Source organism: Bradyrhizobium sp. OK095 (genome assembly GCF_900109945.1).
GTDB lineage: Bacteria > Pseudomonadota > Alphaproteobacteria > Rhizobiales > Xanthobacteraceae > Bradyrhizobium.
The window spans coordinates 107,246-127,801 of record NZ_FOBX01000015.1 but is presented as its reverse complement, the minus strand read 5'-3'; the positions used below and the strand labels follow the sequence as shown (position 1 = coordinate 127,801).

Here is a 20,556-nt window from a genome sequence, read left to right as displayed (position 1 = left end):
CGCCGGCAAGCAAGCGCAGGAATGTGATTCCATCCAGCGTTGCACTATCCTACCGGGCTGCTATGGAGGCGCCTCCATTCCGGGGCTCTCTCCATGACATTCAGATTCGCCGCTCTCATCCTCATTCTGGCTGCACTGTTCGGCACGACTTCCGCCCAAGCGCAGAGCGCCGACGGGACCTGGCTGACCCAGGCCGGCGATGCCCGCGTCAAGATCAGCAAATGCGGCGCCGGCATCTGCGGCCAAATCGTCTGGCTGCGCGAGCCCTATGACACCGCGACCGGCCAGCCCGCCACCGACAGCAAGAATCCCAATCCCGCAATCGCCAAGCGGTCGATGATCGGCCTGCCGCTGTTCAGCGGCATGCAGCCGTCGGGGCCGAACAAATGGTCGGGCCAGATCTACAATGCCGACGACGGCAGCACCTATGCCAGCAGCGTCAGCGTGACAAATGCGGATTCGCTGCGGGTCGAAGGCTGCGTCGGCGCGCTCTGCGGCGGTGAGACCTGGACCCGCGCCGGGCGCTAGCTCGCCCCCGCCATCATCGCCTTCAGCGCCGTCGCCGCCGAGGCATAGCCGCCTCGTGCGCCATCGATGAAGTGGACGTGGTCGCTGCGCAGCGCCGACGGCGTGAAGCAGGTCATCATCGCAGCATCCTGCGGGTAAAGGCCGTAGCGTACGATGCCGTCGCGCGCGGCGGTCGCGAGACGATCGCTGAGGGCGCGTTCGAGCTGCGGCGTGCAGTCGAGGATCATGCGCAGGCCGTCGTCATATTTGCGGAAGTCCGAGTTCTCGACCACCTGGCGCTTGTAGACGTTGGGCACGAAGCCGCCGATGTTGAGATCGAAACGCATGATCAGATAGACGAACAGCGTGTAGGCCAGCACGCGGGCGCGGCGCACGACCAGCGGACCGCCGCGCTTGGTGCGGGCTTCATACTCCAGCCCCTGCGGCGGCCAGGTCAGCGGCGGCCCCTGCAGCGGCACCGGGCGGCCACCATCGGGGCTGCGCTCGACGAGGTGGATGATGTCCTCGATGACTTTCCGGAAAGCGTGCGGGTCGGCGCCGCGCGCCGGCATCACCAGCACCGACAGGATCAGGCCGCGCGCGGCCGGCATCACCTCGAAGCGGCAGGACAGGCCGGAGAGGTCGGGCTGCGTGCCGTCGGGCGCCTCGGCGACCGCGAACTCGCCGCGCTTCATCGCGGCGTCGGCCCAGGCGAGCCCGCCGCCGGAGAACATCGCATAGGACAGATTCGCCGACGGACCGAAGCGCGCGACGCGCACGTCGAGCCCCTGCGCACGGATGGCGCGCACCGGCACTAGCGCAACGCGCATCTCGAGATCGAGATCCTCCCGCACCCAGGTCGCGGTCGCGGCCAGCGCCTCGCGCGCGGACTCGAGATCGGACGGCGCAACCGCAAAGCTCGCGCCGTCGCCGCCGAACACGAAGGGGAATTCCCGTCCCTCCAATGCGTTCGTCACTGCCGCGATCACGGCGGCACCGGCCATGTTGACCGCCTTGTAGCGCTGCGCCGCGATCGCCTTGGTGGAATCCACGATGTCGGCGACGCCGATGCTCCAATCGTCCGGCAGCGGCGCATAGAGCGCGGGCTCCATCAGGCTGGTGAAGCCGCGGAAGACGGGAATGCTGCCGTAGAAGGATTCGCCTGATGTCATCGGGTGATGCCGAATGGTTGGGACGGGTGTCCGAATGAAATACGTGGCAGGATCGATCCGGGTTCGCCAGGCGGCGTGCCCCTGCAATCTTTGGCCGAAACCGGCCCGGACAACAAGATGAGGCCGCGCCGCAATGCCGCAGCTCGTCATTGATCGGCGTCAAAGAGCCGGCCGGGAGAGCCACTAGGATTGCGGACGGCTCCAGGGGCTACGCGGGATGATCGAGGTGTCCGACTTCGGCAGCAAGGACTCTACCGGCCCGGTGCGCCGGCGCACAGGGCTTGACCCGATCAGCGCGGTGAAGATGCCGGAACGACTGACCAATGCTGTCGACGCCTGGGCCGAAGCTCATCACCTGACCCGCTCGGATGCGATTTCCAGGCTGGTCGAGCTGGGCCTGAAGATCGCCCCCACCGCGCCGGCATCGGAGCACACGACCGCATCGGACGCCACGCGGATCGAAGAAATTGCAGTGCACGAGATCGAGGGCCTGCTCGATCCCGCATTGCCGACGGACGAACGCGAACGCCGCATCCGCCGCCTCACCGACGGGCCGCCGGAATTCTCACATCAACGAATTGACCTGCCAAAGCAACGGACGTGAGCGCCGATACACGCTAGTGTAGCTTCTCGTCCTCACGCTTGCGCAGCGCGGATGCAGGCGCGTCGTGGCAGCCGACCAGCCGCACGAATTGCTGCGGATACATCTCGTGACCATGATCGCCGGAATTTTGATGCGCCATCGGCGGGCAGCGGACGTCATCCGGCTTCGCGCGCGACGGTTCGGTCCGGCCTTGATTTGAAGCGGTCATGTCTGGCGTGCTCATGGACTGCTCCCTGTCGATTGGGGCAGATCGATTGACGTATCCCAATCGATTACGACGCATCTTACGACCTAATCCGGTGAAATGACATTGAGCCGGATCAACTCAATTGTGGCGGCGGAGTTCCAGTTACGCCGTGTTGCCCGCGTCGATCGTGAACACGGTACCGGTCACGTTGCGACCGCCCTCGCCCAGCAAATATTCCACCATGCGCGCGACGTCATCGGTCTCCGGAAGACGGCGCAACGCGCTGCGACCGGCAATGCGCTTGCGGCTCTCGTCGGAGAGATTGTGCGTGAGCTCGGTGTCGATGAATCCAGGCGAGATCGCATTCACGGTGATGCCGAGCTTGCCGACCTCGCGCGCGAGTGAGCGGGTAAAGCCGGTCGCGGCGGCCTTGGTGGCGCCATAGACGGAGAGGCCGTTATAACCTGTGGTCGCGATGATCGATGAGATGTTGATGATGCGGCCGGCGCCATCCGCCATCATCTGCCGCGCGACGTATTTGGTGAGGATGATCGGCGACAGCACGTTGAGCTGCACCAGCGCCTCGATCTCCGAATTGTGCATGGTCGCAAGCAGGCCTTCGGTGCCGAGACCGGCATTGTTGACGAGGCCATAGATCGGGCCAAATTCGTCACGCACGAGTTTGGCGTAGGCTGGGATCGCATCGATCACGGCAAGATCGCAGGCGCGGAAATGCAGGCGGCCCTCGGACTCCGAGATCGCGGCCTTGAGTTCGTCGCTCTCGCGCCGTGCCGTCGCAATCACGTTATAGCCGGCATCCACCAGCCGCTTGCCGATCGCTAGCCCAATGCCGCGGCTGCCGCCGGTGACGAGAACATTATGCATCGGTGCGCGCCAATTTGCCGGCCGGAGTGACGTCGAGCGCCTCGACGAAGCGAATCACCGCCGGCACCTTGTGGGACGCGAGCTGGGCGCGGCACTGATCCAGGATCTGGTCGCGGATCTCCTTCACCCGCGCCTGATCAGTGCCGTCGGCGAGGATCACGTCGGCGACGACGATGCCGCCGGTGATCGGGCTTTTCCGCGATTTGGCCCGCGACATCCGCACATCGGGATGGCGGTTGATCACCGCCTCGATCTCTTCGGGGTGAACCTTCAGCCCGCCGATATTGATGATGCCGCCGCGACGGCCGACGAAATAATAACGTTCGCCGCGCAGCTCGACGATATCGCCACTGTCGACAAACCCATCATCATCGGTGAGCGCTGCGGCGTTGCGGCCGATATAGGCGTGAGCGGTGCGCGTCGAGCGGATGCGCAGCGAGCCATCGACGACCTTCATCTCGACGCCGTTGCGGTTGCCGAGATAATTCGCCGGAAAACCTTCCAGCCCGTCATTGACCGCGAAGCCGACGCCGGCCTCGGTCGAGGCATAGGCATGGCCGACCGAGGAGTTCGGGAACGCCGCCTTCAAACCGTCGAGCACCGCCTGGTCGGCGATCTCGCCGGAGAGACGGACATAGCCTGGCGCGAATTGCGCGGCCGCGCCGCTCATCAAAAGCTTGCGCCAGTGCGAGGGCGTGCCGGATATATGAGAGACACCACGCGCGTTCAGGCGCGCGACATGATCGCCGAGCGCCTCATGCGGATCGGACAGCACCATGGAGCCGCCGGAGAGGACGGCGCGGAGGAAGATTTGGAGGCCGCCATAGCGGCGAATGTCGTAGAACGTCGCCCACACCGGCGCAGGTCCGCGCGCGGGGCCTTCGGCGACGATGGCGCCGGTCAGCGCCTCCAGCGTATGGCCGACGATTTTCGGTACGCCCGAGGTGCCCGAGGTGAGCATCAGCCATTCGGTGGCGCGCTCGGTGCTAACAGGCGCGGTGGCTTGAAGCGGCAGTTGGGCGGTGACGACGAGCGATACGCCGGTATCAGTCCAGCGATCCGGCTCGTCGGTGACGATGGCATCGATCTCGGCATCCGCGATCAGCGCATCGAGATATGCGGGATTGAGATCAGGCGGACACAGCAGCATGCGACGGGCGATGCCGTCGAGCTCGATCATGGCGAGGCCTGACCGGAGCTGATCGGACAATTTCAGAAGCACTGCACGGCCAGACAATTCGCGCAGGCGGCCCCCGAGGACCGTCTGCGACAGGATGTCCGTCAGCGACACGCAGTCATGCGCATCCGACAGCGTGCGGCCGATCAGCTCCGCGCTGAGATAGTCGCGAAGCGCAAAGATCTCACGCGGGGACATTTTCGTAGGCCCGTACGAAATCGCCTACGGTGGCGGGGAACGCGACGTCCTCGGAAATGGTAAAGGGGTCAACGCCGGTCTCGTCCTCGAGACGCGCGACGAGAATGGCGAAGGCGAGCGAGTCGAAACCCGTCTCGTGCAGGGACAGATCGTCCGAGAGTGCGGGAAGCGTGACGTGCTGCTCTTTGGCGATCTGCTGGATCGCTTCAATGACCTTGGACCGTACCGACATGGCTGGCTCGCCTCATGCTTAGTTAATCGATTGTGTTTCTTGTGGGCGGCTCTTGATGACCGCCTCCCCATGGCCGTTTGTTTACCGGACAGAAGTAAATGGCTTCTTGGACAATTCAGATAAAATTGGACCTATCTCTCGATTTCGCCCTGGCTACAGCCTGATCGTGCCGTCCAGGATCTGCGGATACGTCTCCGCGTCCAGCGCGACATAGGCTCCGGACTTCGGGTCGAGCATGAACAGCGGATCGCCGATCGCGGCCGGGTCAAATCCCTCGCGGGCAAGCTCACCCTTCTTCTGCTTGAACGTCTCGGTCGCATCGAGCTCACGCGAGATGCGGACGAAGACCGGGCGGGCATAGACCGGCAGACGTTGTGCGAGATGCGCAGGCAGCGCGGCGATATCAAAGCCCTCATTCACGACGACGGCGCTCATGCCGGCGCGGCCGTCGGTGCCCAAAATGCTGACGCCGTAGGTGGTGGCGTCGATCACGCCGGTGAAATCGCGCACGGCGTCGTTGACCTCCGAGGTTGCGACGTTCTCGCCTTTCCAGCGGAAGGTATCGCCGATGCGATCGACGAAATGGAAAAAGCCCTTGTCGTCGCGCCGCATTAGATCGCCGGTCCGGAACCAGGCATCGCCCTTGGCAAAGACGTCGCGCAGGATTTTCTTCTCGGTCTCACCAGCGTCGGTATAACCCTCGAAGCGGCCGCCACCCTGGTCGGCGGTGCCGATGCGGCCGATGGCTTCGCCGGCTTCTCCACGCACGCAGGCGATGCAAAAGCCCTCGTCATTGCGCAGCGGCGCGCCGCTGTCAGGGTCGAGCTTGACGAGCCCGGCGGGAAAGCGATGCGCGAGCAGCGGCGGGATGCGGCCGATCGCGCCGGGCTGGCCCTCGACATTGAACAGCGAGAAATTGCCTTCGGTCGCCGCATAGAATTCTAGGATACGGGGAATGGCGAAGCGGCCTTGAAAATCTTCCCAGATGTCGCCGCGCAGGCCGTTGCCGCAGGCGAGCCGCAGCCGGTGACGGTTTTCATATTCCGACGGCGGCGCCTTCAGCAGATAGCGGCAGAGTTCGCCGATATACTGGAACAGAGTGCAGTCGTGCCGCACGATGTCGGGCCAGAAATGCGAGGCCGAGAATTTTTCGGCAATCACCACCGAGCCGCCGGCGGCGAGCATGCTGCAGGGCGCAACGATGCCGCCGACCGAATGGAACAGCGGCAGGCAATCATAGAGCCGGTCCTGCGGCGTGGCACCGGCAAGGCCGGCGAACCAAAAACCCCAATTGAGGATGCGGCGATGGCTGATGCTGGCGGCCTTCGGCAGGCCTGTCGTTCCAGAGGTGTAGATCAGCAGCGCGCGGTCGTCGATGGTGACGTCGCCATGCTCGTCTGGCGAAAGCGGACTGTCATCGAGCGCAGCAAGCGCGACGTCGATGGCGCGCTCGCTGCGGGCATCGCCATGGATCCAGATCTTTGCTTCCGTCTTCAGGTACGGTTTCGCGCTCTCCAGCGTCTCCGCCAGATCGTGGGCGGCGATGATGTGCAGGGGTCTCGCGACGTCGAGACAATGCGCGAGCGATGGCCCGACGAGTTTTGTGTTGATCAGCGCGACCACACCGCCGACGCGGCTGATGCCGAGCCATGCCGCGACATAGTCGAGGCCGTTCGGCATGATCAGCGCAACGGTATCGCCCTTGATGACGCCGACCGAACGCGCCCAGCGCGCATAGCGGTTGGTGCGTTTCGACAGGCTCTCGTAATCCAGGCTTGCGTCATCCGTGACCAGCGCGATGCGGTCGGGTTGACGGCGCGCCCAATCGTCGACGACGTCGGCGAACAACCGGCCCGGCAGCGTCTCGATCCGTGCGGTGAGCTCGATCGCCTTCAGCCATATCTTCGATGCCGACGGCGCGCGTGCGGCTTTCGGTTGCTCGATGACGCCGGTGGTCATGCCGTTCATGCTTTCGGAACGTGTCTGCTGTTTCCCCAAGCTTAGCCTGCGCGCCCTGCGCAGGTGTTAAGAGACAGGGTAAAACCGCGTTAGTCCGCGATTAACTCTAGTCATCCTTTACCAAGCCGAAGAGATCGGCGTGCGCGGCGGTGTCGTTCCTGCGATAGCAAAGCGACAGTGGGGATGCAGATCATGATCACAAAGCGCCATTTCCTTCAAACCGCCGCCTGCGCCGCTGCCACGTTCGCGGCGCCACGTGCCTTCGCGCTGAGCAACCCGTCCTATCCCTCGCGCAGCGTGAAATGGGTGGTTCCCTATGCGCCGGGCGGCGCGACCGACGTGCTCTCACGGCTGATCTGCCAGCGCCTGTCCGACCGGCTCGGCCAGACTTTTGTGGTCGAGAACAAGCCCGGCGCCGGCAGCAATATCGGCACGCAGGCGGTGATCACCTCCGCGCCCGACGGCTACACGCTGCTGCTGACTTCGACCGCGAATGCGATCAACGCCTCGTTCGATCCGGCGCTGCCTTATGATTTTGCCAAGGGCATCACGCCGGTCGCCGGTGTCGCGCGGATTCCGCTGGTGCTGGTCGTCAACAATGATTTGCCGGTGAAGACCGTCGCCGACTTCATCGCCTACGCCAAGGCCAATCCCGGCAAGATGTCGATCGCCTCCTCCGGCATCGGCACGTCGCTGCATCTGTCCGGCGAATTGTTCAAGTCGCTGGCCGGCGTGCAATTCACCCACGTGCCCTATCGCGGCTCGGCGCCGGGCCTGACCGACGTGATGAGCGGCCAGATCCAGGGCATGTTCGACAACGTCACCTCGTCGTTCGAGCTGGTGCGCGCCGGGAAGCTGCGCGCGCTCGGCGTCACCACGCGCGAGCGTTCGGAGATTTTGTCCGATGTGCCGCCGATTGCCGACACGCTTCCCGGCTATGAGACATCGTCCTTCTACGGCGTCGGCGCGCCGCACGACACAGCGCGCGAGATCGTCGACCTCCTCAATCGCGAGATCGACACCGCACTGTCCGATGCAGAGATCAGGGCGCGAATCGCCGAGCTTGGCGCGATCCCGCTGCACGGCAATGCCGGCCAGTTCGGCAGCATGCTGACCGCGGAAACCGACCGCTGGCGCAAGGTGGTAGAGCTGTCGGGGATCAAGAAGGAATAGCGACCAGGCCTCGCGAGGCTAGGCGACCTCGGGGTCCTCGGGCTATGCTACCTGGCGTTGTCATGACTGCGACAGGGAGGCGACCCGTGGCCCTAGACCCCTCACATCTTCCCGTCGATGCGACACCGTTCGGACGGCCGCTCAGCAATTTTGCCCGGCGACTGAAGGACAGACAGGTCAAGTTGGTCGCGATCGGCTCATCGACCACGGCGGGCGAAGGCGGCATCGCGCCCTATCCGCAACGGCTGCTGGCGGACCTCCGGATACAATTCCCGAACGTCACGGTCGATGTCATCAACCGGGGCGTCGGAGGTGAAGAGGCTCCCAAGGAACTCATGCGATTCCAGAACGACGTCTTCGACCAGAATCCGGATCTCGTGATCTGGCAGGTCGGCACGAATGCGGTCTGGCAATCGGCCGATCAAAAACCTCCGTCATTCGATCAGACCACACAGGCCATCCGTGACGGCATCGACCAGTTGCTTGCGACCAAACTGATCGACGTGATCCTGATGGACCTGCAATATGTGCCGGCACTGCTGACACCGGCGAAGAAAGATCGAGCGATCGCGATGGTCGACGCGATCAGCGAGATCGCACATGCGAAGGGCGTCAACATCTTCCGCCGCTTCGAGCTGATGCAGGGCTGGCACGATATCGCAGGGATTTCGTTCGACCGGATGGTCGATCCCGGCGATGACAGCAGGCTGCATGCAAGCGACTGGACAACGGACAAGATGACCTGGCAGTTGACCTTCGCGATCGACGCGGCGGTCAAAAAGGCGGAGGCATCCTGAGACTCAGGGAATGCTAGCCGCCCCGCCTGTGGCGCGCGCGCGGCTGCGGCACGTTCACCGGATAATACGGATTGAGATCGCAGCTCGCGGCCCGTCCTGTCGCGGTGGCGTGGCACTGCGGCAGTGACGTGAAGGAGCAGTCGTACCACTCCCCGCCGCCGCCGCTGGAACCGGAATAGACGTGCATGCAGACGGGATAGCGGGGGTCAAAGGTCTGCGCGTGCAACGGCGTTGCGGCGAGCAATGCACCGGCAGCTGCGATCAGGCCGAATGAGCGACGCATGAAAAATGCTCCGGGACGACGCATCTGGAAGCGCTACTGCACTTTCTTGTGACGCTTGCGCGGGGGCGGCGGCGGTTCGTCGAAGGCGTAATACGGATTGACGTCGCAGCTCGCGGAGCGGCCCGAAGCCGTGGCGTGGCACTGCGGGATCGAGGTGAAAGAGCAGTCGTAATAGTCGCCACCACCGCCCCAGCCGCCCGGCGAATAGACGTGCATGCACACCGGGTAGCGCGGATCATAGGTCTGGGCGCTGGCGTCTGCCGCGACAAACAGCGTGGCAATCGCGGTGAGAGTCAAAATCGGCAAGCGCATGGACTTAATCCTCGAATCGGTGGCCCGGCGGATCTGATGCCGACGGCCTCCTATGGCATAACACCACGCCGGAGGCGACTGTCCCTGAGGACAGATGACGGCAAGGTGAGGGATGCGTAGCAGCGCTAGCCCAGCCCCTGCAACACCAACCGGTTCAACCGCGCCGCGAACGCCGCCGGGTCTTCCGGCAACTCGCCGTCCAGGATTTGCGCCTGTTCGAGCAGCAGCAGGCTGAGATCGTCGACGTCCCCGGAGCCGGCCTGCGCCCTGGTGATCGCCCCCACCATCGGATGACGCAGATTGATCTCCAGCACCGGCCTGGTGCGCATGCCACGGTTCTGCTGCGCCAAAATGCGCTCGAGCTCGCGGCTCGGGCCCAGGCTGTCGGCGACGAGGCAGGAGGCCGAGCTGGTGAGGCGGGTCGAAGCCCTGACGTCGCTGACGCGCTCGCCGAGCGCGGCCTTGATCACCGCGATGGTGGCCGCTTCATCGGCGACGGGCTCGTCCTTCTTCGCTTCGTCGGCCTCGTCGGTGCGCGGGATCAGGTCGAGATTGAGGTCGCCCTGGCTCAGCGACTTCAGCGGCTTGCCCTCGAAATCCGTCGGCATCGAGGTCCAGAAGGCATCGACCGGATCGGACAGCAGCAGCACCTCGATGCCGCGCGCCGCCGCAGCTTCCAGCCGCGGACTGGACTTCAGCCGCTCGATGCTGTCGCCGACGAGATAATAGATCTCGGTCTGGTTCGGCTTGAAGTCGGCGATGACCTGCTTCAGCGAACGTTTCTCGCCGGTCGTCGTGGTGAAGCGCGACAGCGCCAGCAGCTTTTCGCGCCGCTCGAAATCCTCGTAGATACCCTCTTTCAGCACCGCGCCGAAGGCGTCCCAGATTTTTGCAAAATTCTCGGCGTCCTTGTCGGCGAGGCTTTCGAGCTCGTTGACGACGCGGGTCGCCACCGCTTTGCGGATCTGCGCCAGCTGCGGATTGTTCTGGAGCATCTCGCGCGAGATGTTGAGCGGGAGATCCTCGCTGTCGACCACGCCGCGGATGAAGCGGAGATAGCCCGGCAGCAGGTCAGCGTCATCGGTGATGAAGACGCGGCGGACATAGAGTTTCACCCGCCCCTTGCGCGAGGGCTCGAACAGGTCAAACGGCTTTGTCGCAGGCGCGAACAGCAGCACGGCGTAGGAGTAGCGGCCCTCCGCGCGGTAGTGCAGCGTCATCGCGGGGTCGTCGAAGGCGGATGCGATCTGCTGATAGGCCTTCTTGTAGTCTTCTACCGACAGCTCGGATTTCGAGCGCTGCCACAGCGCACTCGCGGAGTTGATCTGGCGCGGCTCGCCCTCTTCAGGCACCAGCTCGATGGGGAACAGGATGTTGTCGGAATAAGCGCTGATGATGCGCTCGATCTCGTGGGTCTCGAGATATTTTTTCGCATCGTCCTTGAGATGCAGGACGATCTCGGTGCCACGCGCCACGCGCGAGGCTTCCTCGTCGCTGGCCCGGGCGATCTCGAAGCCGGAGCCGCCGGAGGACGTCCAGGTCCAGACGTCGCTCTCGCCGGCGCGGCGGCTGACCACGACGATCTTATCGGCGACCATGAAGGCGGAATAGAAGCCGACGCCGAACTGGCCGATCAGGCCGAGCCCGTCCTTGGCCTCCTTCAGCTTCGACACGAAGGCCTTGGTGCCGGAGCGGGCGATGGTGCCGAGATGGTCGATCAGCTCCTGCCGTTCCATGCCGATGCCGTTGTCGGTGATCGTCAGCGCCCCCGTGGTCTTGTTCGGGATGATGCGGATCTTGAGGGCGTCGCCCTCGCCCAGCAGCGCCGGACTTTCGATCGCCTCGTAGCGCAGCTTGTCGCAGGCATCCGAGGCGTTAGACACGAGCTCGCGCAGGAAGATGTCGGTCTCCGAATAGACGGAGTGCACCATGAGGTGCAGAAGCTCGGAAACCTCGGCCTGGAAGGGCTGCGTATGCACAGCCGTATCTGACGTCGTCATGCGTTTACCCGATCAATCAAAAGGGGAAGAAGCCCGGGATATAACGCAACGAGATAGGGGATCAAGTGGACACGAAAAATCGCCCGTCCGGCGGAAGGGCGATTTGTCCATGACGGCCAAGGTCTTCCGCCGGCCAATCTTCCGCCGGCGAAGCCGCTTCAGGTCACGCAGCGGCCGGGTTGAAGCAGTTTTGCGACCTCGGTCAGGGAGCTGACCATCGGCTCGCAGGCAATCGTCGGCCGGCTGCGGCCCTGATTCTGGAGCAGCGCCGGCGGCTTGGCGTTGCCGGTCTCGATCACCGCGGGGACCCGCAGCAGCACTGACGTGTCGGCGAGCTCGCTCAGCCGCATCGACACGGTGCGGGTAGGAACCGCAGCCGGCTTGATCCCGGCGAGCCGGTCGGCCTTGCCGGATCGATTGACGTCGTGGCCCGGCTTGTCGGCGACCGCCTGCCAGCGGTCGGCCAGATCGTGGCCGGAGGCCAGCTGCGCAGCGCCGAGCGCGAACGTAATCGCGACGGCACCCAAAAATGCTTTGTGAATCTGTGACATGGCTGTCGATCCCTCGCCCCATGGCGATCGCGGGAACAACGCGGACCGGGGAACGGGAGTTCTGGGCCGTTACGATCACTTAACCGTGTGCGGAACGGCCGCAGCCGCGTACAAAAAAATTCGCAACCGCCGGGAACGACTCCTGCGCCCACGAGTCGTCTCGACAGCCGGCTATTCCCCCCTGCCCCATAAGCCGGCGACGTAGGGCGCGACTGTGGTGATGCCAGTCGCGCCTTACTTTTTTCTGGGGCTCACTTCACCTTCCCCGCCAGCCACTCCCGCCCTTCGCCATAGAGCTTCTCGACCTCGGGCCCGATCAGGCCCGGCATGTCGCGCTTGACCTTGTAGCCGATCAGCTCCTGCATGTAGGCGAGGTGGCGATAGCCTTCGGGCAGTGCGGCCAGCGCTTTCTGGTCAAGGCGAAGTGTCGCTGCGGGATCGACCGGGTCGATCCGGTCCTTCTCGTAGATCGGCTGGCGGCGGACGATGCCCCATTGGTCATGCCGCTTCTCCAGGAAATCGTAGAAGCGCCCGGTGCAGACCACGTCGCAGAGCACGTCATGCACCGGCGCCCGCTGCGAGATCGTCATCTTGGTCTGGGCGATGGCGCGCTCGCCGGACAAATCGATGCTGGTACCGCCGAGGAAATGCAGGATGCGCACGCCCTTGGCAAACCCCTCCTGGCTGACGCGCATGAAATCCCGCGCCGGCCCCTGAAACCAGGTCGCGGACATCCAGCCGTCTTCGTGCCAGACGGTGGCAAAGCGATCCCAGTCGCCGGCGTCCCGCCACACCGCCCAGTTCTCGACGAGGTCGCGGATGGCGAGGCGATCGAGGAGTTGTGGGTCCAGCATGCGAAATCTCCCGGCGGCTTAAGGCGGCGATGGCTGTCATTGGCCAGACGTATGAACGAGGCAATTTGGTCGCCGTCAAGCTGGCTTCCCAGCCCTTCGAATGTCCCATGCCCGTGCAAGCGCGGTACGAGCAGCGAACCTTGCAATCAACCTGATGGCGATTAATATCCGCACCGATGCAGATGAGATTCCCTTTGTTGGCCGCGCTTCTTGGATTGCTGGCGGTCTTCCCCGCACACGCACAAACAGATTTGCAAACCGAACGCGCGACAGCCTGGAAGGCGAGGCTGACGGAACATATTGTCGGCAACAGGCTACTTCCAACTGAAGTGCGGGGACAAACCGGCCATGCCAAGATGACATTCGTCATCGATCGGTCCGGCAAATTGACGTCGCGAACGTTGATCGAGAGCACCGGCTCTCGGCAGCTGGATGTTGCCTTGCTGGCGATTTTCGATCGTGCCCAACCGTTTCCAGAACCGCCATCAGAGCTGACGGAGGACACGTTCTCTTTCGTCGTGCCTATTGTCTCCGACGGCCGTCATTTCGGCCTCGTACCTTACGGACTGGCCGCCAGCGTGCCGACGCCCGCTTTCGCGAGGTCCGACGCCTTGGACGCCTGGCGCAAGACGGTCACCGAGCATGTCTGGCGCCACAGGGCATTTCCGCCGGAGGCGATCGGTCAGAAAGGCGATGCCGGCGCCACATTCGTGATCGACCGCTCGGGCAAATTGATCTCGAACGCGCTGGCGGAAAGCAGTGGATTCCGGCCGCTCGATGCAGAGACGCTCGCAATGGTCGAGCGATCAGCGCCATTCCCGAAGCCGCCCGTCGAGGCGAAGGACGACCTGCAGAGAATGACTATCCTCATAACTTTCGACGGGACGCGGCCGATGGGCGGGCCATGGGCGGACGAAGCCAAGGTAAAGGCGAAGGTCAACAGTGTCTGCCGAGGCTGCTGAAATAAAGTGCCGGCAAAAAAACGGCGCGCCTTGAGACGCGCCGTCTTCTTGTCCAATGCGAGCGTCCTTACGCCGCAGGCGCCTTCGGCGTGCGGTTGCGGGAGTTGCGCTGGAAGAACAGCGCCTGGCTCGCCACCGCCGACACCATCGCGGGCTGGAACGGCTTTGAGATCAGGAACGCCGGTTCGGGGCGCTCGCCGGTGAGGAAGCGTTCCGGATAGGCGGTGATGAACACCACCGGCACCTCGAAGGTGCGCAACAGCTCGTTGACTGCGTCGAGGCCGGACGAACCATCAGCGAGCTGGATGTCGGCGAGGATCAGGCCGGGCCGCTTGTTCTTGGCCAGCGCCACCGCGTCGGCATGGGTGCGTGCGACGCCGACGACGTTGTGGCCGAGATTTTTCACCAGGCTCTCGAGGTCCATGGCGATGAAGGTCTCGTCCTCGATGATCAGCACGTCGGTGGCGATCTCGGCCGCCATCTCGCGTCCCGCGGCATCCGCAAGCCGCCGCGTCTCGGCGACGTCGGTGCCGAGCACGTAGCCGACTTCCTCTTCTGAAAATCCCTCGAGCGAGAGCAGCAGAAACGCCTGCCGCGGCAGCGGCGTGATGTTCGACAGACGCCGCTCGGGCGGCATCGGCAAGGTCGCCACCTCGGCATCGTCGTTGACCGAGACCGAATTCCAGATCTGGGTGAACAGCCGGAACAGGCCGGCGCGCGGCCCGTGGCTCTCGTCGAGCACGCTGGGATCCCCAAGCATGGCTTCCAACATGGCTGCGACATAGGCGTCGCCGGAGGCTTGGTTGCCCGTCAGGGCTCGTGCGTACCGGCGCAACAACGGCAAGTGTTCAGCGACAAGCTGCGAACGGGACATCCCCACTCCAATCATTTCGGGCCAAACCTTAAAAAACGGGAACTGCGAAGGGAGGCCCGGGTTCCCCTACTGGGGCTAATGACGCTTCAGGATAAGAAAAGTTCCCTCGATCCGGGAACTTTTTGTCGAACCTGGAATTGAACTCATCCAGGGAGCGGCTCCCGGTTGAGGAAACTTCTCTATTTTGCAGTCACTTAACTCGGGGAAACGTGGAACAGGTCATGAAAGATCTCAAGTCTCAAGCCAGCAAAAGCACGACCCCCGGCAAGGGAGGCCTCACTCCGGAAATCCAATCCCGGATCGGGCACCAGCTGCGCGCCATGTACGACGACGTCGTGCGGCAGGGGGTTCCGGACCGGTTCGCGGAGCTGATCAAGAAGCTCGATGCGCCGGGAGGCGGATCTCAGGATGAGAATGGGGCTGGGGGCTCCAACGACAACAATGGGAGGGATTAATGCCTCTCACGGACTCCCTTCGTGACGACATCCTGGCGGCCGTGCCGAGCTTGCGCGCTTTCGCCATCTCGCTCAGCGGCAACGCGGACCGCGCCGACGATCTGGTGCAGGAAACCCTGTTGCGCGCACTCGCCAACATCGACTCGTTCCAGCCCGGCTCCAACCTGCCGGCGTGGCTGTTCACGATCCTGCGCAATTTGTTCCGCTCCGACTATCGCAAGCGGCGGCGGGAGGTGGAGGATGCCGACGGCAACTATGCCAAGACGCTGAAGACACAGCCGTCGCAGAACGCGCATCTCGAGTTCGAGGAGTTCCGCGTCGCGCTCGAGAAGCTGCCGCAGGACCAGCGCGAAGCGCTCATCCTGGTCGGTGCCTCCGGCTTCTCCTACGAGGACGCGGCCTCGATCTGCGGCTGCGCGGTCGGCACAATCAAGAGCCGCGTCAACCGCGCGCGCTCGAAGCTCGCCGCCCTGCTCTATGTCGACGGCGCCGAGGACTTCGGGCCCGACGAGACCATTCGCGCCGTGATCGGCGGCAGCGGCGGATAGCGGCAGGCAGCCATCGGAGACATGAGGTGAAGGCGGCCGTTTCTGCGGCCGCTTTCGCGCGTGTTAAAATCACTCGTCCGCGAACGTCACTGTCTCTGCCACGCTCGCGCGCGAGGTGCGGTAGCTGTTGACCTTGTGCGCGTTGTCGGCATAGCCGAACGAAATGCCGCAGACGACGCGGCGGTCGTCGCCCAGATTGAAATGGCGGCGGATCAGGCCGGAATGACGCGCCAATGCCGCCTGCGGAATGGTGCCGAGACCGAGCGCCTGCGCGGCCAACATGAAATTCGAGACATAGGCACCGCAATCGATCGCACCGTAGATGCCGAGCGGCTCGTTGGTGTGAATGATCGCCACATGCGGCGCGCCGAAGAAATTATAGTTCTCCAGCGCCTGTTTTGCATAGGCCATCTTGTCGCCGCGGGCGATGTTGAGGGTGTTGTAGAGCTGAAAGCCGCTCTCGCGGCGGCGATCGAGATAGACGCCGGCATATTCGCGCGGCGGCGTGAAATCGTAATCGTCGCCGAGACCGCCGGATGCTTCCTTGTAGATCAGCTGGCGAAAACGCTCCTTGGCCTCGCCGCTGGCGATGATCACCTGCCAGGGCTGGCTGTTGCACCAGGACGCGGTACGCTGCGCGGTGGTCAGCACATGCTCGATGGTCGCGCGATCGACTTCTTTGTCCAAGAAGGCGCGGACGGAATAGCGCTCGTTGAGGAGCTCTTCGAGCACGCCGATACGGTCTTCATTGGAATAGCGGGCGTTGGGCACTTTGGCGTCCATGGCTAGTCTCGCTTTCGTGCCCCGGACGCGACGCAGCACGAAGTGATGCGGCGCAGAGCCGGGGCCCATTGTGGCACACTTGGGTCCCGGCTCTGCGGAGCGGCACTTCGCGCCGCACCGCGTCCGGGACACGAGAGATCACCGCCCCTTGGTCGGGATCTTGTTATACGGCACGTCCTTGTCGACGCGAATATCGCCCGGCAAGCCCAGCACGCGCTCGGCGATGATGTTGCGCAAAATCTCGTCGGTGCCGCCGGCGATGCGCATCGAGGGCGAGGACAGCAGCATCTGCTGGAACTGGCCTTGCACCGTCTCCTCGTCCGTGCCGGTGAGAGCACCGGCTGCGCCCTGGAGGTCCATGGCATAGGTCGCGATGTCCTGCAGCATCATGCCCGAGACGAGCTTGCCGATCGAGTTTTCCGGCCCCGGCCGCTCGCCCTTCGACAGCGCCGAGATCGCGCGGTAGCTGGTGTATTTCAGCCCGCTCGACTTAACCGCCCAGCTCGCAAGTTTCGAACGCACGGCGGGATCGTCGATCGCAAGCCCGTCTTCCAGCATCAAATTGGCGCAGAAATCGAACAATTCAGGCACGCCGGTCGCAAGCCGCGAGCCGATCGACATGCGCTCGTTCATCAGCGTGGTCAGCGACACGCTCCAGCCCTCGCCGACCGCGCCGAGCCGCTGGCTGTCGGGGATCACGACATCGGTGAAATAGACCTCGTTGAACTCCTGCATGCCGTTGGCCTGCTTGATCGGCCGCACCTCGACGCCCGGGCTCCTCATGTCCAGGAAGAACATGGTGAGGCCCTTGTGCTTGGGTACATTCGGATCGGTGCGCGCGATCAGGAGGCCGAAGTCGGAATAGTGCGCACCGGAGGTCCAGATCTTCTGGCCGTTGACGACCCAATTTTCGCCCTTCTTCTCCGCGCGCGTGCGCAGGCCCGCGACGTCGGAACCGGCGGACGGCTCGGAGAACAGCTGGCACCAGATCTCCTCGCCCGCGGCGAGTTTTGGCAGATGCAGGCGCTTGGCGTCCTCGCTGCCCCAGGCCATCACGGTCGGGCCGCACATGCCCTCGCCGATCTGGAACGGCTGCGTCAGCTTGCCGTAGACGCCCTCTTCCTGCTGCCAGATCACCTTCTCGATCGGTGTGGCGTCGCGGCCGCCATATTCCTTCGGCCAGTGCAGGCAGGCCCAGTTGCCCTCGAACTTCTTCTTCTGCCAGGCCTTGCCGACATCGACGATGTCGTGATTGGCAAGACGGATGCGGCCGAGCGAGGATTTCGACAGCTCGGCATGCAGCTCCTTCGGAGCATTGGCCTCGACCCATTTGCGCGCGGTCTCGCGGAATGCGGCTTCCTGCGGGGTGTCGTCGAAATTCATCTCGCGTTCTCCTCTCTCGTGCCCCGGACGCGGCGCAGCGCGAAGCGGTGCGCTGCAGAGCCGGGGCCCATTGTGGCTCTCTGGGTCCCGGCTCTGCGAAGCAGCGCTGCGCGCTGCATCGCGTCCGGGACACGAGCTCATCTTCCCTTGGTCGGGATCTTGTTGAACGGCACGTCCTTGTCGACACGGATATCGCCGGGCAGGCCCAGCACCCGCTCGGCGATGATGTTGCGCATGATCTCGTCGGTGCCGCCCTCGACGCGGGTGCCGGGCGCGCGCAGCAACATCGCCTGGAAGCGGCCGGCGAGTTCGGCGTCTTCCGAACCGCTGATCACACCGCTCGCGCCCTGCAAGTCCAGCGCATAGGTCGCGACGTCCTGGATCATGGAGCCTGCGACCAGCTTACCGATGGAATTCTCCGGTCCTGGCCGCTCGCCCTTCGACAGCGCGGAGATCGCGCGCATGCTGGTGTACTTCAGCCCGCTCGCCTTCACCGCCCAGTTGGCGAGCTTCGAGCGCACCGCGCGATCCTCGAGGGCCGGACCGTCGTCGAGCATCGCACTGGAGCAATAGTCGAACAGCTCCGGAAAGCCAGTCGAGACGGCCGCGCCGATCGCGCTGCGCTCGTTCATCAGGGTGGTCAGCGAGACGTTCCAGCCGTCACCGACCTCGCCGAGGCGCTGATGATCGGGAATGCGGACATTGGTGAAATAAACCTCGTTGAAATCTGAGGCGCCGCTCGCCTGCTTGATCGGCCGCACCTCGACCCCCTCGCTCTTCATGTCGAGGAAGAACATGGTGAGGCCCTTGTGCTTGGGCACGGTTGGGTCGGTCCGGGTGAGCAAAATGCCGTAGTCGGAATAATGCGCGCCCGAGGTCCAGATCTTCTGGCCGTTGATGACCCAGTCGTCGCCATCCTTCTCGGCGCGCGTGCGCAGGCCCGCGACGTCGGAGCCGCCGGCGGGCTCGGAGAACAGCTGGCACCAGACCTTTTCGCCGGAGGCGAGCGGCGGCAGATAATTGCGCTTATGCTCCTCGCGCGCGAACGCCATCATCGTCGGTCCGCACATGCCATGGCCGATGATGAACATGCGGGACAGCTGGCCGAACGGCCCTTCTTCCTGCTGCCAGATCACGCGCTCGATCGGCGACGAGCCGCGCCCGCCATACTCCTTCGGCCAGTGCAGGCAGGCCCAGCCAGCGTCGGCCTTCTTCTTCTGCCAGGCTTTTGCCACCTCAAGAATGTTCGCGTTCTTCAGTTGCGTGCGGCCGAGCGAGGATTTGCGCAGCTCGTCTTCGTACTGCTTTGGCGCGTTCGCGCCGATCCAGGCGCGGGCGGTGGCGCGGAATTCAGCCTCTTGCGGGGTGTCGTCGAAGTTCATGGTCTCATCTCTCGGTTCGTTCCCCGGACGCTGCGCAGCACGAAGTGATGCGCTGCAGATCCGGGGTCCATTGCGGCCCCTGGGTCCCGGCTCTGCGAAGCAGCACTACGTGCCGCATCGCGTCCGGGACACGTGCGGCGGTTTACGCTGCGTTCTTCTTGCGCATGTGGTCGATCAACTGATCTTCCCAATAGGTGAGGCTGCCGAGCCCGAGCGCCATGGCGTTGGCGCGGCGGTAGTACATGTGGCAGTCGAACTCCCAGGTGAACCCCATGCCGCCGTGAACCTGGATGTTGTTCTTGGCGCAGTGCTGGAACGCCTGCGTCGCACTGATGCGCGCGGCGGCCGCGGCTTCGGGCAGTTCGCCCGCGTTGGTCGAGAGCGCCCAGGCGCCGTAATAGCTGTTGGAGCGCGCCAGCGTCGCCGACACATACATGTCGGCCAGCATGTGCTTGACCGCCTGAAACGAACCGATCTGGCGGCCGAAGGCGATGCGGTCGAGCGCGTAGTCGCGGCCCATTTCCAGCGCGCGGTCGGAACCGCCAACCTGCTCAAAGGCGCACAGCACCGCCGCGCGGTCGAGCACTTGGGTCAGAATGCTCCAGCCTTCGCCGGCAGCGCCGAGCAGCTCGGCCTTGCAGTCCTTGAAGGTGATTTCAGCCTGCCCGCGAGTCGGATCAAGATTGGTGAGGCTTTTCACCTCGACGCCACCGGCCTTGAGATCGACCAGGAACAGCGAGATATCACCCTCACGTCCGCTCGATCCCGTGCGCGCGGCAACCACCGTGAAATCGGCGATCGCGCCATCAGCGACCGGCTTCTTGACGCCGTTGAGCACGCCATTCGCAGCCGTGAGCTTGACGTTCTTCGGCGACGGATTGCCCTTGCCCTCGAACAGCGCCAGTGTGCCGATCGTCTCGCCCGAGGCAATTGCCGGCAGCCACTTCTTCTTCTGCGCGTCGCTGCCCGCGATCATCAGAGCTTCGGCGGCAAGATAGACGGTCGAGGAGAACGGCACCGGCGCATTCGCCCGGCCCATCTCCTCCGCGATCACGCAAAGCTCGAGATGGCCAGCGCCGGCGCCGCCGAACTCTTCCGGGATCGCGACGCCGAGGAAACCCATCTCGGCGAGGCCCTTCCAGAGTTCCTTGTCGTAAGGCGCCTTGCCGTCGAGCACGATCCGCACCGCCTTGGGCGAGCATTTCTCAGTGAGGAATTTGCGCGCCTGATCACGGAGCTGTTTCTGGTCGTCAGAGAAATCGAAATTCATGGCGCATA

At 64.1% G+C, this 20,556-nt stretch carries 23 protein-coding genes; 7 read left to right on the top strand and 16 right to left on the bottom strand.

Translation table 11 applies throughout. The annotated features are described in order from the left end of the window. Positions 1 to 93 precede the first annotated feature (93 nt). On the top strand, positions 94 to 528 hold the full coding sequence (locus BMW89_RS31435) for a DUF2147 domain-containing protein (RefSeq protein WP_092033573.1): 435 nt from the start codon (positions 94 to 96) through the stop codon (positions 526 to 528). Here the strand turns inward: BMW89_RS31435 and BMW89_RS31430 are convergent. Beyond that, complete coding sequence (locus BMW89_RS31430) at positions 525 to 1,679, bottom strand: DUF3095 domain-containing protein (RefSeq protein ID WP_092033569.1); 1,155 nt, start codon at positions 1,677 to 1,679, stop codon at positions 525 to 527. The genes BMW89_RS31435 and BMW89_RS31430 overlap by 4 nt on opposite strands. Before the next feature lie 217 nt (positions 1,680 to 1,896). Here BMW89_RS31430 and BMW89_RS31420 point away from each other — a divergent pair, with 217 nt between their 5' ends. Next, a complete protein-coding gene (locus tag BMW89_RS31420; protein WP_092033565.1) occupies positions 1,897 to 2,283 on the top strand; it encodes a hypothetical protein in 387 nt (128 codons plus the stop codon). Between the two features lie 13 nt (positions 2,284 to 2,296). Here BMW89_RS31420 and BMW89_RS31415 read toward each other — a convergent pair whose 3' ends face one another. The 5 genes from BMW89_RS31415 to BMW89_RS31395 all read right to left on the bottom strand — a co-directional run bounded on the left by BMW89_RS31415 (position 2,297) and on the right by BMW89_RS31395 (position 6,930). Next, positions 2,297 to 2,506, bottom strand: a complete 210-nt coding sequence (locus BMW89_RS31415; protein WP_092033561.1) for a hypothetical protein — start codon at positions 2,504 to 2,506, stop codon at positions 2,297 to 2,299. Positions 2,507 to 2,632: 126 nt separating this feature from the next. Continuing rightward, complete coding sequence (locus BMW89_RS31410) at positions 2,633 to 3,355, bottom strand: SDR family NAD(P)-dependent oxidoreductase (RefSeq protein WP_092033558.1); 723 nt, start codon at positions 3,353 to 3,355, stop codon at positions 2,633 to 2,635. Next, positions 3,348 to 4,730: a class I adenylate-forming enzyme family protein gene (locus BMW89_RS31405; RefSeq protein ID WP_092033555.1), complete on the bottom strand. Its 1,383-nt coding sequence runs from the start codon at positions 4,728 to 4,730 to the stop codon at positions 3,348 to 3,350. Before BMW89_RS31405 ends, BMW89_RS31410 begins: the two co-directional genes overlap by 8 nt. Next, entirely contained in the window at positions 4,717 to 4,962 is a 246-nt protein-coding gene (locus BMW89_RS31400) for an acyl carrier protein (RefSeq protein WP_014491754.1), read from the bottom strand. The genes BMW89_RS31405 and BMW89_RS31400 overlap by 14 nt, the downstream gene beginning before the upstream one ends. Positions 4,963 to 5,115: 153 nt before the next feature. Further along, the gene (locus BMW89_RS31395; RefSeq protein WP_092033552.1) at positions 5,116 to 6,930 is read right to left on the bottom strand and encodes a long-chain-acyl-CoA synthetase; all 1,815 of its coding nucleotides are present in this window, start codon (positions 6,928 to 6,930) and stop codon (positions 5,116 to 5,118) included. 183 nt (positions 6,931 to 7,113) lie between these two features. Between BMW89_RS31395 and BMW89_RS31390 the strand changes: the two genes are divergently transcribed. Beyond that, the gene (locus tag BMW89_RS31390; RefSeq protein WP_092033758.1) at positions 7,114 to 8,094 is read left to right on the top strand and encodes a Bug family tripartite tricarboxylate transporter substrate binding protein; all 981 of its coding nucleotides are present in this window, start codon (positions 7,114 to 7,116) and stop codon (positions 8,092 to 8,094) included. 86 nt (positions 8,095 to 8,180) lie between these two features. After that, a complete protein-coding gene (locus BMW89_RS31385) occupies positions 8,181 to 8,891 on the top strand; it encodes an SGNH/GDSL hydrolase family protein (protein WP_092033547.1) in 711 nt (236 codons plus the stop codon). Between the two features lie 13 nt (positions 8,892 to 8,904). Here BMW89_RS31385 and BMW89_RS31380 read toward each other — a convergent pair whose 3' ends face one another. The 5 genes from BMW89_RS31380 to BMW89_RS31360 form a co-directional block, all read right to left on the bottom strand. After that, a complete protein-coding gene (locus BMW89_RS31380; RefSeq protein ID WP_092033544.1) occupies positions 8,905 to 9,174 on the bottom strand; it encodes a DUF3551 domain-containing protein in 270 nt (89 codons plus the stop codon). A 33-nt stretch (positions 9,175 to 9,207) separates the two neighbouring features. Continuing rightward, a complete protein-coding gene (locus BMW89_RS31375; protein ID WP_092033540.1) occupies positions 9,208 to 9,486 on the bottom strand; it encodes a DUF3551 domain-containing protein in 279 nt (92 codons plus the stop codon). Between the two features lie 125 nt (positions 9,487 to 9,611). Further along, entirely contained in the window at positions 9,612 to 11,486 is a 1,875-nt protein-coding gene (gene htpG, locus BMW89_RS31370; RefSeq protein WP_092033536.1) for a molecular chaperone HtpG, read from the bottom strand. Positions 11,487 to 11,644: 158 nt separating this feature from the next. Further along, entirely contained in the window at positions 11,645 to 12,037 is a 393-nt protein-coding gene (locus tag BMW89_RS31365; RefSeq protein WP_092033531.1) for a hypothetical protein, read from the bottom strand. Between the two features lie 251 nt (positions 12,038 to 12,288). After that, positions 12,289 to 12,888, bottom strand: coding sequence for a nuclear transport factor 2 family protein (locus tag BMW89_RS31360; RefSeq protein WP_177196462.1), 600 nt, complete (start codon positions 12,886 to 12,888; stop codon positions 12,289 to 12,291). 200 nt (positions 12,889 to 13,088) lie between these two features. Between BMW89_RS31360 and BMW89_RS31355 the strand changes: the two genes are divergently transcribed. Continuing rightward, a complete protein-coding gene (locus BMW89_RS31355) occupies positions 13,089 to 13,853 on the top strand; it encodes an energy transducer TonB family protein (protein ID WP_244547737.1) in 765 nt (254 codons plus the stop codon). 67 nt (positions 13,854 to 13,920) lie between these two features. On the opposite strand, the gene BMW89_RS31350 is transcribed toward BMW89_RS31355, so the two are convergent. Next, a complete protein-coding gene (locus tag BMW89_RS31350; protein WP_177196453.1) occupies positions 13,921 to 14,727 on the bottom strand; it encodes a response regulator in 807 nt (268 codons plus the stop codon). A 221-nt stretch (positions 14,728 to 14,948) separates the two neighbouring features. On the opposite strand from BMW89_RS31350, the gene BMW89_RS31345 reads away from it, so the two are divergent. Next, positions 14,949 to 15,182, top strand: a complete 234-nt coding sequence (locus BMW89_RS31345; protein WP_177196452.1) for a NepR family anti-sigma factor — start codon at positions 14,949 to 14,951, stop codon at positions 15,180 to 15,182. After that, positions 15,182 to 15,730, top strand: a complete 549-nt coding sequence (locus BMW89_RS31340; protein WP_092033507.1) for a sigma-70 family RNA polymerase sigma factor — start codon at positions 15,182 to 15,184, stop codon at positions 15,728 to 15,730. The genes BMW89_RS31345 and BMW89_RS31340 overlap by 1 nt, the downstream gene beginning before the upstream one ends. A gap of 69 nt (positions 15,731 to 15,799) precedes the next feature. Here BMW89_RS31340 and BMW89_RS31335 read toward each other — a convergent pair whose 3' ends face one another. The 4 genes from BMW89_RS31335 to BMW89_RS31320 all read right to left on the bottom strand — a co-directional run bounded on the left by BMW89_RS31335 (position 15,800) and on the right by BMW89_RS31320 (position 20,548). After that, positions 15,800 to 16,513, bottom strand: a complete 714-nt coding sequence (locus BMW89_RS31335) for a nitroreductase (protein ID WP_092033503.1) — start codon at positions 16,511 to 16,513, stop codon at positions 15,800 to 15,802. Between the two features lie 138 nt (positions 16,514 to 16,651). Then, positions 16,652 to 17,896, bottom strand: a complete 1,245-nt coding sequence (locus BMW89_RS31330) for an acyl-CoA dehydrogenase (RefSeq protein WP_092033500.1) — start codon at positions 17,894 to 17,896, stop codon at positions 16,652 to 16,654. A gap of 137 nt (positions 17,897 to 18,033) precedes the next feature. Beyond that, the gene (locus BMW89_RS31325) at positions 18,034 to 19,278 is read right to left on the bottom strand and encodes an acyl-CoA dehydrogenase (RefSeq protein ID WP_092033495.1); all 1,245 of its coding nucleotides are present in this window, start codon (positions 19,276 to 19,278) and stop codon (positions 18,034 to 18,036) included. A 142-nt stretch (positions 19,279 to 19,420) separates the two neighbouring features. Continuing rightward, on the bottom strand, positions 19,421 to 20,548 hold the full coding sequence (locus BMW89_RS31320) for an acyl-CoA dehydrogenase family protein (protein ID WP_092033490.1): 1,128 nt from the start codon (positions 20,546 to 20,548) through the stop codon (positions 19,421 to 19,423). Between the last annotated feature and the right edge of the window lie 8 nt (positions 20,549 to 20,556).

Bases quoted from the DNA above. Each gene is read 5' to 3' on its own strand.
- BMW89_RS31435 (WP_092033573.1), top strand. From the start codon at position 94: ATGACATTCAGATTCGCCGCTCTCATCCTCATTCTGGCTGCACTGTTC.
- BMW89_RS31430 (WP_092033569.1), bottom strand. From the start codon at position 1,679: ATGACATCAGGCGAATCCTTCTACGGCAGCATTCCCGTCTTCCGCGGC.
- BMW89_RS31420 (WP_092033565.1), top strand. From the start codon at position 1,897: ATGATCGAGGTGTCCGACTTCGGCAGCAAGGACTCTACCGGCCCGGTG.
- BMW89_RS31415 (WP_092033561.1), bottom strand. From the start codon at position 2,506: ATGAGCACGCCAGACATGACCGCTTCAAATCAAGGCCGGACCGAACCG.
- BMW89_RS31410 (WP_092033558.1), bottom strand. From the start codon at position 3,355: ATGCATAATGTTCTCGTCACCGGCGGCAGCCGCGGCATTGGGCTAGCG.
- BMW89_RS31405 (WP_092033555.1), bottom strand. From the start codon at position 4,730: ATGTCCCCGCGTGAGATCTTTGCGCTTCGCGACTATCTCAGCGCGGAG.
- BMW89_RS31400 (WP_014491754.1), bottom strand. From the start codon at position 4,962: ATGTCGGTACGGTCCAAGGTCATTGAAGCGATCCAGCAGATCGCCAAA.
- BMW89_RS31395 (WP_092033552.1), bottom strand. From the start codon at position 6,930: ATGAACGGCATGACCACCGGCGTCATCGAGCAACCGAAAGCCGCACGC.
- BMW89_RS31390 (WP_092033758.1), top strand. From the start codon at position 7,114: ATGATCACAAAGCGCCATTTCCTTCAAACCGCCGCCTGCGCCGCTGCC.
- BMW89_RS31380 (WP_092033544.1), bottom strand. From the start codon at position 9,174: ATGCGTCGCTCATTCGGCCTGATCGCAGCTGCCGGTGCATTGCTCGCC.
- BMW89_RS31375 (WP_092033540.1), bottom strand. From the start codon at position 9,486: ATGCGCTTGCCGATTTTGACTCTCACCGCGATTGCCACGCTGTTTGTC.
- htpG (WP_092033536.1), bottom strand. From the start codon at position 11,486: ATGACGACGTCAGATACGGCTGTGCATACGCAGCCCTTCCAGGCCGAG.
- BMW89_RS31365 (WP_092033531.1), bottom strand. From the start codon at position 12,037: ATGTCACAGATTCACAAAGCATTTTTGGGTGCCGTCGCGATTACGTTC.
- BMW89_RS31350 (WP_177196453.1), bottom strand. From the start codon at position 14,727: ATGTCCCGTTCGCAGCTTGTCGCTGAACACTTGCCGTTGTTGCGCCGG.
- BMW89_RS31345 (WP_177196452.1), top strand. From the start codon at position 14,949: ATGAAAGATCTCAAGTCTCAAGCCAGCAAAAGCACGACCCCCGGCAAG.
- BMW89_RS31340 (WP_092033507.1), top strand. From the start codon at position 15,182: ATGCCTCTCACGGACTCCCTTCGTGACGACATCCTGGCGGCCGTGCCG.
- BMW89_RS31335 (WP_092033503.1), bottom strand. From the start codon at position 16,513: ATGGACGCCAAAGTGCCCAACGCCCGCTATTCCAATGAAGACCGTATC.
- BMW89_RS31330 (WP_092033500.1), bottom strand. From the start codon at position 17,896: ATGAATTTCGACGACACCCCGCAGGAAGCCGCATTCCGCGAGACCGCG.
- BMW89_RS31325 (WP_092033495.1), bottom strand. From the start codon at position 19,278: ATGAACTTCGACGACACCCCGCAAGAGGCTGAATTCCGCGCCACCGCC.
- BMW89_RS31320 (WP_092033490.1), bottom strand. From the start codon at position 20,548: ATGAATTTCGATTTCTCTGACGACCAGAAACAGCTCCGTGATCAGGCG.